At 66.0% G+C, this 14,617-nt stretch carries 8 protein-coding genes; 2 read left to right on the top strand and 6 right to left on the bottom strand.

The annotated features are described in order from the left end of the window. Positions 1-2: 2 nt before the first annotated feature. On the top strand, positions 3-4,448 hold the full coding sequence (locus tag OX460_RS12085; protein WP_289898756.1) for an OmpA family protein: 4,446 nt from the start codon (positions 3-5) through the stop codon (positions 4,446-4,448). A gap of 166 nt (positions 4,449-4,614) precedes the next feature. Then, positions 4,615-5,355 (top strand): tetratricopeptide repeat protein, encoded by a 741-nt coding sequence (locus OX460_RS12080; protein ID WP_289898755.1) that lies wholly within the window; start codon positions 4,615-4,617, stop codon positions 5,353-5,355. 22 nt (positions 5,356-5,377) lie between these two features. On the opposite strand, the gene OX460_RS12075 is transcribed toward OX460_RS12080, so the two are convergent. The 6 genes from OX460_RS12075 to OX460_RS12050 form a co-directional block, all read right to left on the bottom strand. After that, positions 5,378-6,349, bottom strand: coding sequence for a hypothetical protein (locus OX460_RS12075; protein ID WP_289898754.1), 972 nt, complete (start codon positions 6,347-6,349; stop codon positions 5,378-5,380). 131 nt (positions 6,350-6,480) lie between these two features. Further along, complete coding sequence (locus OX460_RS12070) at positions 6,481-9,597, bottom strand: efflux RND transporter permease subunit (protein WP_289898753.1); 3,117 nt, start codon at positions 9,595-9,597, stop codon at positions 6,481-6,483. Positions 9,598-9,606: 9 nt separating this feature from the next. Then, the gene (locus OX460_RS12065) at positions 9,607-10,782 is read right to left on the bottom strand and encodes an efflux RND transporter periplasmic adaptor subunit (RefSeq protein WP_289898752.1); all 1,176 of its coding nucleotides are present in this window, start codon (positions 10,780-10,782) and stop codon (positions 9,607-9,609) included. Between the two features lie 13 nt (positions 10,783-10,795). Further along, positions 10,796-12,211, bottom strand: coding sequence for an efflux transporter outer membrane subunit (locus tag OX460_RS12060; RefSeq protein ID WP_289898751.1), 1,416 nt, complete (start codon positions 12,209-12,211; stop codon positions 10,796-10,798). Then, positions 12,208-12,936, bottom strand: coding sequence for a CerR family C-terminal domain-containing protein (locus OX460_RS12055; protein ID WP_289898750.1), 729 nt, complete (start codon positions 12,934-12,936; stop codon positions 12,208-12,210). Before OX460_RS12055 ends, OX460_RS12060 begins: the two co-directional genes overlap by 4 nt. 264 nt (positions 12,937-13,200) lie before the next feature. Then, on the bottom strand, positions 13,201-14,562 hold the full coding sequence (locus tag OX460_RS12050) for a response regulator (RefSeq protein WP_099666722.1): 1,362 nt from the start codon (positions 14,560-14,562) through the stop codon (positions 13,201-13,203). Between the last annotated feature and the right edge of the window lie 55 nt (positions 14,563-14,617).

Here is a 14,617-nt window from a genome sequence, read left to right as displayed (position 1 = left end):
CCATGAACGTTAGCAATCAAGGCACCTTCAAAGCGGCGGCCAGGCCGGCCCCCACGCGGCTCGTGTATTTGCTCGGCAGCATAGGCTTTGTCTGTCTGGGCGCGCATGCGCAAACGGCAGACGAGCACGCGCTGCGGGGAAAAATGCTGGACCGGGGCCACAGCATGGGGGCGCAGCAACCCTCGAGCGGCGAGCAGGAGTCGCCCGCTTTCAGCGGCCTGGCGCCGTCTGGCCTGAGCCGCGCCGAGCGCCGCGTGATCCTGGAAGCGGTGCCGCCGGCCACGCCGGCGCAGCAGAGCGTGACCTTCGACGATCTGCTGTCGGGCACCAATTTCGAGTCCGGCCGCGATGTGCTGCTGCCGGCCGCCACGGCCCGGCTTGACGCGCTGGCCGCACGTTTGCGCGGCAAGCAGAAGGTGCGCGTGCAGGTGATCGGGCATACGGACAACCAGCGCATCGCCGCCTGGCTGAAGCCGACTTTCCCGACCAACCAGCATCTGTCGGAGGCGCGCGCGCTGGCCGTCACGGCCTATCTGATGCGTGCACTGGACTTGCCGGCATCGGCCTTTTCCGCCAGCGGCAAGGGCGAGAGCGAAGCGATCGCGTCGAACGCCACGCCGCAAGGCATGGCGCAGAACCGCCGAACGGAAATCCGTGCCTGGTACGAGGAAGCCGTCGAACTGCCGGCTGTCGCCGCCGCACCGCCGAAGCGCATCGAGACGGTGGTGCAGGTCGACGATTGCGCCGTCGCCAGCCAGGTGGCCAACCGCGATGCGGCCTTCTCCATCAGCATAGACGGCGTGGTGCAGGACACCGATACGCCGCAGCAGGAGGCGGACCGCCAGCGCTGCGTCGACGTGGCGCTGGAGCGTTCCGACATCCAGGTGAAGTACGACCCCCTGAACGTCGCGCCGGCCTTGAATGTCTGGCTGGCGGCGCCTTATGCGCAGCGCCAGGTGCCCGTGCGTTTTGGCACGTACACCAATTACGCATTTTTCCAGCAGCGCGCCGAGATCCGCATCTTCGCCAAGGGACAGAGCACGCAGGAGCAGCCATTCGCCATCGTGCCCGCGACGATGGGCGAAGTCACGGCCTGGCAGGCGCCGGCCGATGCGCCGGAGCAGATCGGCTACCTGCTGCGCGTGTACGACGCAGGCGGCAAGTTCGACGAGACGCGTTTGCAGCCACTGCGCCTGCTCGATGCGGCGCCGCCCGAAGCGCCGGGCAGGAAGGCCGGCGGCGATGCCTTGGCCGGTTGGGGCGAGTCGAGCCTGATCTTGCGCAATATCGATGCAGCGGGCGGCAGCGTCACCATCAGCGGTGAGAAGGTCAAGCCTGGCCAGCAGGTGACGGCGCTGGGCATGGTCGTGCCGGTCGACGCCAGCGGCAAGTTCGCCATGCGCCAGATCATGCGTCCTGGCCCGCATACGGTGGAAGTGGCCGTGAAGGATGGCAGCGGGGCCGGCATGACCTTCCGCCGCAACCTGAACATCGCCGACAGCGACTGGTTCTATGTGGCGCTGGCCGACCTGACCATTGGCCGCGACCGCACGAAAGGGCCGGCGGAACTGGTCACGGGCGACACGCAGCACTATAAAAACGAGACCTGGGCCGATGGCCGCGGCGCGTTTTACTTGAAGGGCAAGATCAAGGGCGACTACCTGCTGACGGCCAGCGCCGACACGCGCGAGCAGCCCCTGCGCGACCTGTTCCACAATTTCCAGAGCAAGGACCCGAACTACCTGCTGCGCCGCATCGATCCGGACAAATACTATCCCGTGTACGGCGACGACAGCACCACCGTCGACGATGCGCCTACCCAGGGGCGCTTTTACGTGCGCCTGGAAAAAGGCGATTCGTCCGTCATGTGGGGGAATTTCCAGACCACCTGGAGCGGCTCGGAACTGGCCCAGTACAGCCGCGGCCTGTATGGCGCCAACCTGTTATGGAATGGCGCCGCCAGTACCAGCCATGGCGAAAAGGCCAGCACGGTCAACGTCTTTGCCGCTTCGCCGGGCACCTTGCAGTCGCGCGAGGAATTTCGCGGCACGGGCGGTTCGCAATACTATCTGCGCCACCTGGACCTGACGCAGGGCTCGGAACGCCTGTGGGTGGAAGTGCGCGACAAGGATTCGGGCCTGGTGATCGAGCGCATCCAGCTGACGCCTTCGCAGGATTATGAAATCAACTACCTGCAGGGACGCCTGACCTTGCGCTCGCCGCTGTCCTCTGTGGCCGATGGCGGCGCGCTGGTGCAAAGCGCGAGCCTGAGCGGCAACCCCGTGTACCTGGTGGCGACGTACGAGTATGTGCCGGGTCTGAGCGCCATTTCCGGCACCTCGGTGGGCGTGCGCGCCAGCCACTGGTTCAACGACCATGTGCGCATCGGGGCCAGCAATTATCACCAGGGCGAACAGGGTTCGGACCAGACTCTCAAGGAGCTGGACCTGACCTTGCGCTACAGGCCGGGTACCTGGATCAAGGCCGAGGCGGCCCGTTCCAGCGGCGACGCCAGCAGCGTGCTCAGTTCATCGAGCGGCGGCTTCGATTTCAACCAGACGACGGCGGGCGGCCGTCCCGCCAACGCGAAGCGCTTCGACGGCGCGCTGGACCTGGCCGACCTGGGCGGCGCGGCGCGCGGCCGCATCGCCGCCTACTGGCAGGACCGCGAAGCCGGTTACGCGGGACCGGGCATGCAGACCCTGAACGGCGAGGCCGTGCGGCAAACGGGCCTGGCGGCGACCGTGCCGCTGGGCGAGCGCACGGAAGTGTCGCTGAAGGCGGATGACCGCACGGCCACCAGCCAGGATGCGCGCGCCGTGGAAGCGGCGCTGCGCCACAAGCTCGATGCCGAGTGGGGCGTGTCGGCTGGCATGCGGCACGACCGCCGCGACAATGCGATGGGCAGGGACAATGCCAGCGCCATCCTGAGCCAGGATGGCGGGCGCAGCGACGTCGTGCTGCGCGTCGACTATCGGCCATTGCAGCAGGGCCAGCAAGCCCGGGATGGCGCGCTGGAAAGGACACCGGCGTCGAACGCCGTGCCGCAGCCGGGACTGGAAGGCGGCATCACGGGCCAGCTGGTGACGCAGGGCCGCGAGGCAGGCATGGCTGGCGGTCCGCAGTACGGCCCCGACACCACGCTCGCTTCCGGCGTGGCCTCGGCGCGCGTGGCAGGATTGCTGTACGCGCCGTGGGATATGTACGGCTTCGTGCAGCATACCTTGTCGCGCAGCGGCAACCGCGCCCTGAATGACCGCGCGGGACTGGGTGGCACCTACCAGGTGAGCGAACGCCTGCGCCTGGGGGCGGAAGCGTCGGGCGGCAGCGGCGGCGCGGGCGGCCAGCTGTTCGGCAACATGCAGATGGATGAACGCAGCAGCGTTTACCTGAACTACCGCATGGAGACGGAATCGCCGGATGTGAACTACAGCGGCCGCCAGTCTACCTTGACGGCGGGCAGCCGCTACCGCCTGAACGACAAGGCGGGCCTGTTTGCGGAAAGCCGCTGGGGCAATGGCGCGGGGCCGCAAAGCCTGACGCACGCGTTCGGCGTGGACCTGGCGCCCACCGAGCGCTGGACCACGGGCATCAAGTTCGAGACGGGCACGCTGTCGAATCCCCTGTCGGGCGACTTGAAGCGCGACGCCATCGGCCTGACGGCGGCATATGCCTACGAGCGGCTGAAGTTTTCCAGTGCGCTGGAGTTCCGCACGGACCGCACGAAGTCGCTGGGGACGGTCGATGGCAGTTGCGCCACCATGCCGGCTGACGGCGGCTGCGTCACGGACGCGAACAGCGAACACCGCAAGGTGTGGCTGACGCGCAATGCGCTGAGCTACCAGCTGGACCGCGATTGGCGCCTGCTGGGGAAATTCAACCTGTCGCGCAGCAGCTCCACGCGGGGGGCCTTCTACGATGGCGACTACACGGAAGTGGTGACGGGGGCGGCCTATCGCCCGGTCGACAACGACCGCTGGAATACCCTGTTCAAGTACACGTACTTTTATAACCTGCCATCGCCAGGCCAGGTTGACGGCGTCACGGGCGGGGTGCTCGACTATACGCAGAAAAGCCATATCCTGAATGTCGATACGACGTATGACGTGCGGCCATGGCTGTCGTTGGGCGGGAAATTCGGCGTGCGCACGGGCCAGTTGCGCGCGTCGAAGACGCAAGGCGAGTGGTTTTCCAGCCGCGCGGAATTGCTGGTGCTGCGCGCCGACTTCCATATCGTCAAGGAGTGGGATGCCTTGATCGAGGGACGCAGGCTGAAGGCGCGCGAGGCGGGCGATGCGCGTGCCGGCGCCCTGGTCGGCGTCTACCGGCATGTGGCGAAGCACGCCAAGATCGGCATCGGCTACAACTTCACGACCTTCTCGGACGATTTGACGGATCTGTCGTACCGCAGCCGGGGCTGGTTCCTGAACGCCATCAGCACGTTCTGACGCCCACAGGCGCGCCAGGAAAGCAGGACGGTCTCGCGGCTGTCCTGCTTTTTTTTCGCCGTTCGCGTGTCTCCCCGGCGGGCTTGCCGTGGTGGCCGGTGTAATATTGAGCCAGGGAAAGCGGCGGCATGGTGCCAGCGGCTCCCGTCACGAACGAGGTTGTAACATGACGATTTTTGGCATAGGCATCCACATCCTGATCGCGGTATTTTTTGCGATTCACGTGGTGCGCAACGGGCAGCAGCTGTACTGGCTGCTCATTTTATTCATGTTCCCGCTGCTGGGCAGCGTGGTGTATTTCTTCGCCATCTACCTGCCCAATTCGCGCCTGCCGCAAGGCGCGCGCAAGGTCGCGTCGGTGGCCGTGCAAGTGCTCGATCCGAACCGGGAACTGCGCGAGGCGAAAGCCGCTTTCGAGTACACGCCGACGGCGCAAAACCAGATGCGCCTGGCCAGCGCGCAGCTGGAAGCGGGCGATGCGCAGGAAGCTGCATCGACGTATGAAGCCTGTCTGCAGGGTGCGTTTTCCTCGGACCTGGAAATTCGGTTGGGCGCGGCACGCGCCTACCTGGAATGCGGGCGCGGCGCCGAGGCCTTGACGCACCTGGAGTTCATCCGTCGCACGGATATCCATTTCCGTCCCGAGATGGTGTCCCTGCTGACGGCGCGCGCGCTGGCGCAAAGCGGGCGCCAGCCGGAGGCGAAGGCGGAATTCGACGATGCGCTGGCGCGCTACAACAGCTTCGAGTGCCGCGCCGAGTGCGCGATCTGGGCGCTGCAGCAGGGCGACAAGGTATTGTCGGAACGCCTGCTGCTCGATATCGACAGCGCCATGGCCCGCTGGAGCAGCCATACGCGTGCCATGTATGCGCCGCTGCTGGCGCGCCTGGAGGCGGCGCGCCGCTGATTTTTTACCACCGGTGCCTGGCTCAGACGCCAGGCACCGTGTTCTTGCCCTCGATCAGTTTGTATCCCTTTCCATCGAAGCCATAGCGCGCGTGGCCGTTCAGGGGCGTGGCGATGCGCGGCGGGTCTTCGTCCGGCTTGACCGTGACGCCCGGCTTGATCTTCTCTGAGGCGCCCTTGAAATCGATCAGCAGATCGTCGTAGGCGCCGCCATTGCGCGCGGGAGCGAAGCGCCACTTGCCGTCGACCATCCAGCACTCGTCCGTGTCAGGCCCGCAGGCGCCCATATTGTCCGAATACAGGTCGATGCCGCCATCGATCGCCGTCACCTTGCCATCGCCGATTTCAAACAGGGCCAGTTGCGTGATGGTGTAACCCTGGCCCGTGTAGCCATGGCGGATCGCCAGTCCCGGCTTGTTCGCACCCAGCATGACCCAGTGCACTTCGCCCAGCTGCCCTGAGGAGCCGAGGGTGGCGATGTTTTCCAGGCGTTTCACGACTTGCCATTGGCCGTCTTCCGGCTGGCCCTTGGGCGCCAGGAAAAACACGTTCAGCAGTCCCGGCGAGGCATGCGCCGATTCGGCCGTGCCTTCCGTGTTCGCCGTTTCCGCATTCGCCACCAGGATGGCACGGCCATCGGGCAGCAGCTTGTGGCTGATGGCGCTGACCACGTAACTGAGTTTGTCGACGTGGTTGTCCGGATCGGACAGGTCGGCCAGCGCATCGTCGCTGTCGTTGCGGTAGTCCTTGCCGAAGACGGCGCGCATCATGCCCACTTCGAGCTCGCGCGCTTGCGGCGTGTTCATCGCCTCTGTCCTGGGCGCGGTGGCGGCCGGCGGCGGCACGTGTTCGGTCGATGCCGTGTCGGCTGCGGCGGCAGGGACATCTGCTGCCACGTCAGCCGCCAGGTCGGCGCTGGCGGGGGCGGTCTTGTCCGAGCAGGCGCCGAGCAGTGCGGATACCATTAACAGGGCGAGCGGGGTGCGGTAATTCATAGGCAGGGCAGATTGCGTTCATGGAGAATGGGCGCAGTATGCCAGATAGATGGAAGCGAGGGAGCGCGGCCTGGCGGCCGGTCCTTCGCTTCCTTGCCCGCAGGGGGCGATTTTGCAAACGGTGGCGGCGCTTATTTTTCCAGCGCCACCTTGTCATCGCGCCGCAGCGGCGCCTTCTGGCGGCGCAGTCTGGCCATGCCGCGCTTGAGCAGGTGCTCCAGGTCGTCGATATAGGTGAACACGGCCGGCACCACCAGCAGGCTCAGTAAAGTCGAGGTGATCAGGCCGCCGATGACGGTAATGGCCATGGGCGAACGGAAGCTGGGGTCGGCGCCCCAGCCCAGCGCCAGCGGCATCATGCCGGCACCCATGGCGATCGTCGTCATCAAAATGGGGCGGCTGCGCTTGTGACAGGCGTCGACCAGCGCATCGAAGCGGTTCATGCCAGCCTGGCGCGCCAGGATCGCATAGTCGACCAGCAGGATCGAGTTCTTGGTGACGATCCCCATCAGCATGATCAGGCCGATCATCGACGGCATCGACAGGGCGCTGCCCGTGATCAGCAGGGCCACGAAGGCGCCGCCGATCGACAGCGGCAGCGCCGCCAGGATGGTCACCGGCTGCATGAAGTCCTTGAACAGCAGCACTAGCACGCAGTAGATGCACAACACGCCGATCAGCATGGCCAGGCCGAAGCTGGCGAACAGCGATGCCATTTCCTGTGCGTCGCCCAGTTCGGCGATCTTCACGGACGGTGGCAGATTCTTCATCGACGGCAGCGCGCGCGCTTCTTCATTCAGTTCGCCCAGGGTGCGCGAACCGAGTTCCACGTCGAGGGTGACGTTGCGGCTGCGGTTCAAGCGGTCGATCTGCGCCGGGCCGCTTTCCATCGTCACGCTGGCCACGTTCGCCAGGCGCACCGGACCATTTTTTCCGGGCACCGTCAGGCGTTCGATGGCGGCCAGGTCGGCGCGCACGCTGTTGGGCAGCTTGACGCGGATCGGCACCTGCCGCTCGGGCAGGTTCATTTTCGTCAGGTCCGTATCGTAGTCGCCGGCCGTGGCCACGCGCACCGTCTCGCCGATGGCTGCCGCCGTCACGCCCAGGTCGGCCGCCTTGGCAAAATCAGGGCGTACGATGATTTCCGGGCGCACCAGCGAAGCGCTGGAATTGACGTTGCCGATGCCTTTCAGTCCGCGCAGCTCGCGCTCGACCTTTTGCGCCGCCGCCATCAGCGCCACGGGGTCTTCCGAGCGCAGCACCAGCTGCATCTTGACGCCCGTGTCGGGCGGCCCTACTGTGAAGCGCGCACCGGGTATCGTATCGAGCTTGTGGCGCAGCTGCGTTTCCAGGCCCGCCATCGATTCCTTGCGCTCCGTGCGGTGCACGGTGGTTAGGGTCAGCACGGCCCGGCGCGCCTCGGCAGCCGCGCCGGGGGCGAAGGCGTCGCCGCTGGAGCCGCCGCCAATCGAACTGAAGACGCCCTGGATGCCTGGCGTGCGCATGGCCGCATCGCGCGCCAGGGCCGCCACGGCCTGCGTTTCGCCCAGGGTGGAGCCGGGCGGCAGTTCCAGGTTGATCTGCGTCTGCGCGCGGTCGGCGGCCGGCACGAAGCCCGTCGGCAGCAGGGGCACGAGCGCGATGGCGCCGACAAAGAACAGGGCAGCGGCGATGGCCGTGGTGCCGCGGTGGTTCAGGCACCAGCGCATGACGCGCAGGTAGCGCGTCATCAGCCAGCCATCCTGTTCTTCCTTGTGCGGCAGCGGTTTCAATATGTAGGCTGCCATCATCGGCGTAAGCAGGCGCGCCACCACCAGCGAGGCCAGCACAGCCAGCACGGCCGTCCAGCCGAACTGCTTGAAGAACAGGCCGGGAATGCCGCTCATGAAGGCCGTCGGCAGGAACACGGCCACCAGCGCGAAGGTGGTGGCGATCACCGCCATGCCGATTTCGTCGGCCGCTTCCATGGCCGCTTCCATGGGCGACTTGCCCATACGCAGATGGCGCTCGATGTTTTCGATTTCCACGATGGCGTCGTCGACCAGCACGCCGACGACCAGCGCCAGCGACAGCAGGGTGACGGTGTTGAGCGTGTAGCCGAACCAGTAGATGCCAAGGAAGGCTGGCATCACGGACAGGGGCAGGGCGGCGGCGGCCACCAGGGTGGCGCGCCAGTCGCGCAGGAACCACCACACCACCAGCACGGCCAGCAGCGCGCCTTCGTACAGCAGCTCCATCGAGCCGTCGAAGTTTTCCTCGACGGGGAAGGCATTGTCGATCGACTGCTGCAGCACGACATTCGGGTTTTCCTTCTGCAGGTCTGCGATGGCATCGCGCGCGCCCTTGGCGACGGCCACTTCGCTGGCACCCTTGGTGCGGAACACTTCAAAGGCGACGACGGTCTTGCCATCCTGCTCGGCCAGCGCGCGCGGTTCGGCGACCGTGTCGCGCACGGTGGCCACCTGGTCCAGGCGCACGTGGCGCCCGTCCGGCAGCGGCACTTCCACGCGCGACAGTTCATCCGCCGTCTTGACGGTGGCGATGGTGCGCACCGACTGCTCGGCGCCGCTGATGTCGCCCCGCCCGCCGGGCGCTTCGCGCTGCACCAGGCGCAGCTGGCGCGAGACGTCGAGGGCCGACACTTTCAAGGCGGCCATGCGCGCCTCGTCGAGTTCCACCTGGATCTCGCGGTAGACGCCGCCCACGCGGGTGACGGCGCCCACGCCGGGCACGGTCAGGAGGCGCTTGGCCACCGTGTTGTCGACGAACCACGACAGGTCGGGCGCGTCGAGCGGATTGTCGACGCCTGGTTTTGCCGTGGCGATAAAGGTCAGCACCACCCTGCCTGCGGTGGACGCCTTGGTGACGGTGGGGTCGCGCAGCTCGGCCGGCATGTCCGCCTTGACGCGCGCGACGGCGTCGCGCACATCGTTGACGGCTTCGGCGATCTGCTTTTCCAGGATGAATTCGACGGTCACCGTGACGACGCCATCGAGCACCTTGGTGTAGATGTTTTTCACGCCTTGCAGGGTGGCGACGGAATCTTCGATCTTGCGCGCCACTTCCGTTTCCAGCTGGGCCGGCGCGGCGCCGGGCAGCACCGCGCTGACGGTGACGATGGGCAGTTCGATGTCGGGGAAATCCTGCACCGGATTGGCCTTGTAGGCCAGCAGACCGGCCAGGGTCAGCAGCACGAACAGCATGATGGCCGGGATCGGATTCTTGATCGAGAGGGAGGAAAAATTCATGGTTTTTCCTTACTTTTTCGCTGCGGCCGGCTTGGCAGCCGCTGCGACCGGGGTTGCCACCGGGTTTTGAACATTCCGCACCAGGTCTCCGTCATTGAGGAAGCCGGCGCCGCTGACGACGATGGTGGTGTCGGCCGTGATGCCGCCTAAAATCTCGATGCGGTCGCTCAGGCGCCGTCCGGCCTGCACCTTGATCTGGCTGACCCGCTGGTCGGCATTCAGGCGGAAGACATAGCTGAAGCCATCGCGCACGGCAATCGCCTGCTGCGGCACCGTCAGCGCGCCCGAGGTGCCCAGTTCGAATTCGCCGCTGGCGTACATGCCGGCCTTGAACGGCGCATTGTTGTCGGTGCTGGCCGGCAGGTCCACGTACACGAGGGCCGAACGCGTCTGCGGGTCGACGGTAGGGGCGATCATGCGCACCTTGCCGGTCAGGACGCTGCCGTTGGCAGCCTTGACCTGCGCCAGGGTGCCCGCTTTCAGGTTCAGCAGCTCGGTGGCCGTCACTTCGGCGCGCCATTCGAGGCGGCCCTGGCGGATCATGCGGAACAGTTCCGTGCCGGCGCCCACGACGGAGCCGACGGTGGCCGAGCGCGAGGAAATGATGCCGCTGTCGGGCGCCACCACCTGCGTGTATTTCAGGCGCAGCTGCTGCGACGCCAGCTGCGCCTTGGCGGACGCGATGCGCGCGTTGGCCGTCTGTTCGGCCGTCAGGTACTGGCTGATTTGCTGTGCGCTGATGGCGCCCGTGCTTTGCAGCGAACGGGCGCGCTGCGCGTTGGCGGCGGCTTCCGCGGCATTCGCTTCCGCTTCCAGCACGGCGGCCTTCGCCTGCGCCACATCGGCATTGACCGTGTCGTTCGAGAACACGGCCAGCACCTGGCCGGCGCGCACGACGTCGCCGACATTCACGCGCACATCCGTCAGGCGCAAGCCGTTCGATTCGCTGCCGATGACGGCTTCCTGCCAGGCGGCCACGTTGCCGTTGGCCTTCAGCTTGATGGGCAGGCTGGCCGTCTGCGGCTTGGCCGTGGTGACGGTGAGCGCCGGTTTTTGCGCCGTGTTCTTATCCTTGGCGTCGTCGGCCGCCGTGGAAGAAGGGGAGTACAGGGCAACGCCGGCGCCCAGCACCATAAAGAGGGCGGCCAGCGCGAGCGTCATCGGTTTCAAGGTCATTTTTTTCATGTTGTCGTATCCGTCAGGGGGCGTTGTTGGCGATGGCGCTGCTGCTGTTCCAGCCGCCGCCGGCGGCGCGGTACAGCGCCACCCAGGCGGCGCTGCGTTCGCGCTCCAGGTTGACCACGGTGTTTTCGGCGGCCAGGCGCGTGCGGCGCGCGTCTTCCAGTTCGATCAGGCTGGCCAGGCCATTCTTGTAGCGGTCCTCGGTGGCGACAAACGACACGCGGTAGCCTTCCAGGGCCGTTTTCGCGTGGCCGCTGCGCGCGTCCGTGCTGGCCAGGTTGACCAGCGCTTCTTCCACTTCGCGCACGGCCTGGCGCACGCCGGCACGGTACTTCACCACGGCTTCGTCGTAGCGCGCCGTGGCCGCATCGACCTGGGCGCGGCGGGTGCCGCCGTCGAAAATGGGCAGGCTGACGGCCAGCGGGCCGATGCTCCAGGTGCTGGCCGTGATGCTGGTGCCGCCGGCGCGGAGATTGCCCTTGCCGATGGAGCCGGAAAGGCTCAGGCGCGGGTAGCGCTGCGCCTGCGCGCCGCGCACTTCAAAGCTGGCGGCCGCCACTTCGCGTTCGGCGCTGTAGATGTCGGGACGCTGGCCCAGGGTTTGCGCCGGCAGCTCCGCAATCGCCACGGGCGAGGGCAGGATGGCCGGGCTGGCCGCCAGCTTCTCGCGCAGCGACGCTTCCGGTATGGCCGACAGGGCCACCAGCGCCTTGACATTCACGTCACAGGCGGCGCGCTGTTCGATGGCGCGGCTGGCGCCTTCGGCGGCGCTGGCGCGGGCCAGGGCGGCGTTGGCGGGCGGCTGGAAGCCGGCGCCGGCGCTCAGCTCCGTCAGGCGTGCCGAGTCGCGGCGCGAGACGGCATCCTGTTCGGACACTGCCTGCAATTGCTGGCAGGTGCGCAAGGCGTAATACTGGTTTGCCACTTCGGCGGCCACCGAGACGCGGGCCTCATGCCAGCCCGCGCGCGCGCTGTCGTAGCGCTCCTGCGCCGCATCGCGCGTGGCGCGGTTGGCGCCGAAGACGTCGATTTCCCATGACGCCTGCAGCGCGGCCTGCGAGGTGGTGCCGCCGGGCTGGGCCGATTGCTGGCTGGTGCGCACCACGCTGCCCGTCGCATCGAGCGTGGGCGCCAGCGCGGCGCCGCTGGCGACTCTGTCCGCGCGCGCCTGCACGATGCGCGTGCGGGCGGCGGCGATGGTGGGGCTGACTTGCTGCGCGTCGGTGATCAATTCCACCAGCAGGCTGTCACCCTGGCCCTGCCACCAGCTGGCCAGGTCCGTCAGCTTGCCGTTATGCGGCAGTGGCGCCTGCCACTGCACGGGTGCGCTGGCGGCCACCGCTGCGGGCGGCCCCTGCAGGGCGCAACCGCCCAGCGCCAGCACGATGCTGGCGGCCAGGACACGTTGAACGGTGCATCGAATAGTCGTCATGCTGGTCCTTCTGCTTGTCGTTGAGCGGTAGGGGTAGAGGGAGGGACGGCCATACGCCGGCGCTCCACGTCGGCCATGGCCAGCGCGTAGTCGGTCATGCGCGCCAGCCAGGTGTCGATGGCCTGCGGCGATTCCAGTAGTTGCGGGCGCAGGGTTTGCAGCACCTCGGCGCCCACCATGTGCTGCAGGGCCAGCGAAGCGATGGAAAAGGCCAGGCGGTGCATGTCGTCGCTGTCGTCGGGTGCGCCCAGGTGGCGCGCCAGCACGCGCGTGAGCGCCTCGTGCTCGGGGCGGATATTCTGGTCGATTTCGCGCGCCCACAGGCCCGTCGGTTCGAGCATTTCGCGGCACCACAGGCGCATGCAGTCGCGCGCGATCTCGCCCTGCTGCATGGGGGCGAGCAGCTGCGCATAAAAGCCTTCCAGGCTTTGGCGCAAGGTGAAATGCGGTTGTTCGTACAGGGCGATATTGTCTTGCGGGTTCGGCGACTGCTGGGCGAAGGCGGCGCGGTACAGGCCCGCCTTGTCGCCAAAGTAATAGCTGATGGCCGCCGCGTTCGTGCCGGCTGCCTGCGCCAGTTCGCGCGTGGACGTCTTGGCGTAGCCCTGCTCGGCAAACAGGCGGATGGCGCTATGCAGCAGGCGCTCGCGCGACTGTTCGCCGTCGGAACGGGGCTTGCGCCCTTCGTCGGCGTGGGAAGTGGGGATGGCGTTTTTTTCAATCATGCCGGAGATTTAATCACATATCTCAAACGATTGATATAACTAAATCGTTTGATTTAGTTAAGGAAAGGTGAAGATGAGGGAAAACGCAGGCAAAAAAAAGCCCGCGGTTGTATTCGCGGGCGTAATCCAATGTTCGGAGAACGAATTGGAGGAGACAGTTCTACTATAGCGCTGAAAATGGTGCGGTGCAATACCGTAGAACTACTGTATCGGTCTGTCCTGGATGGCAAGAAATCAAAATTTCATGCTGCGGCGCACAGAAACTCAGGCCTTGCTGCGCAGGGCCAGTGTAAACGTGCTGCCGGAGCCGTAGTCGCTGTTGAAAAACAGGGCGCCGCCGATGGCGTTGGCCAGGTTCTGGCACAGGTACAGGCCCAGTCCCGCGCCTTCCACGTGGCGCGTGGAGGTGGAATCGAGCTGCGAGAAGGCCTGGAACAGCTTGGCCTGGTCTTCTTCCTTGATGCCGGCGCCGCTGTCGGCGATGCTCATTTCCGTCACCAGCACGCCGTCCTCGTCGCGCTGGGCAAGGCTGATGCGCACCGTGCCCTGTTCCGTGAACTTGATGGCGTTGTTGAGCAAGTTGATGAGGATTTGCGTCAATGCGCGGCGGTCCGTGTCGATGATGGCGGGCGGCTGGCCTTCTTCTCCCAGCGCCATTTCCAGCGCCAGGCCCTTTTGCTGGGCCAGGGGGCGCAGGGTGTCGGCCACGTCGGCCATCAGTTCCTGGCAGTGCACGGGTTCGATCGACAGGGTCAGCTTGCCCGCTTCGATCTTGGCTACGTCGAGGATGTCGTTGATCAGCGAGAGCAGATGGCGCGCGCTGGCGCGGATGGTGTTCAGTTGCTTGTCCTGGTCCGACGTCAGCGGGCCGGGCAATTTCATCAGCAGCGCGCCCGTGAAGCCGATGATGGCGTTGAGCGGCGTGCGCAGTTCATGCGACATGTTCGCGATGAAGGCGGACTTCATGCGGCTCGCCTCGGCCAGCTCCAGGTTCTTCAGGGCGATTTCGCGGTTGATGGTTTCCAGTTCGGCCGCATGGTGCGCCAGGCGCATGTTCAGCTCGATCACCTGGCGTTCGCGCGCCTGCAGTTCGCCGTTGACCTGCACCGCCTGTTCATAGGTGGAAATGAGCAGGTCGAGGATTTGCTGGCGCTCCGCATTGATGAAGTGCTTCTGGTCGCCCAGGTACAGGGCGATGCCGATTTCCACATTCTGGTTCTTGCGCAGCTTCTGGTTCATCAGCATGTGGCTGATGCGGTTGAGCAGGTAGTCTTCCGCGTAGGGCTTGCGGATGAAATTGTCCGCGCCGCACTCGATGCCGCGGATGATGTCCTTCGGATCGTTGAGCGAGGTGACGAGGATCACGGGGATGTCGCGCAAGGTCGGATCGGACTTGATGGCGCGGCACAGGTCGTAGCCATTCATTTCAGGCATGACGATGTCGGACAGCACCAGGTGCGGCTTGCGCTCGCGGATGGCGGCCAGGGCCAGCTGGCCATTGGCCGCCACGCGCGCGTTATAGTGCAGGGACTGGATCAGGCGGCGCAAGCGCTCCGCCTGGGTCGGGCTATCCTCGACGATCAGGATCTCGATTTCGTCAGGCTTGATTTGGTTGTTGGAGTCCACAGACCTCTCCTAGAATTTCAGTGTGGTGATGCTGGGCGCGGTGAGCGCGCAATAT

Origin of the sequence: Janthinobacterium sp. SUN033 (assembly GCF_030397595.1) — a bacterium.
Taxonomy (GTDB): domain Bacteria; phylum Pseudomonadota; class Gammaproteobacteria; order Burkholderiales; family Burkholderiaceae_D; genus Janthinobacterium; species Janthinobacterium kumbetense.
This window is presented reverse-complemented; position numbering and strand designations above follow the sequence as displayed.

Bases quoted from the DNA above. Each gene is read 5' to 3' on its own strand.
- OX460_RS12075 (WP_289898754.1), bottom strand. From the start codon at position 6,349: ATGAATTACCGCACCCCGCTCGCCCTGTTAATGGTATCCGCACTGCTC.
- OX460_RS12080 (WP_289898755.1), top strand. From the start codon at position 4,615: ATGACGATTTTTGGCATAGGCATCCACATCCTGATCGCGGTATTTTTT.
- OX460_RS12060 (WP_289898751.1), bottom strand. From the start codon at position 12,211: ATGACGACTATTCGATGCACCGTTCAACGTGTCCTGGCCGCCAGCATC.
- OX460_RS12065 (WP_289898752.1), bottom strand. From the start codon at position 10,782: ATGAAAAAAATGACCTTGAAACCGATGACGCTCGCGCTGGCCGCCCTC.
- OX460_RS12070 (WP_289898753.1), bottom strand. From the start codon at position 9,597: ATGAATTTTTCCTCCCTCTCGATCAAGAATCCGATCCCGGCCATCATG.
- OX460_RS12055 (WP_289898750.1), bottom strand. From the start codon at position 12,936: ATGATTGAAAAAAACGCCATCCCCACTTCCCACGCCGACGAAGGGCGC.
- OX460_RS12085 (WP_289898756.1), top strand. From the start codon at position 3: ATGAACGTTAGCAATCAAGGCACCTTCAAAGCGGCGGCCAGGCCGGCC.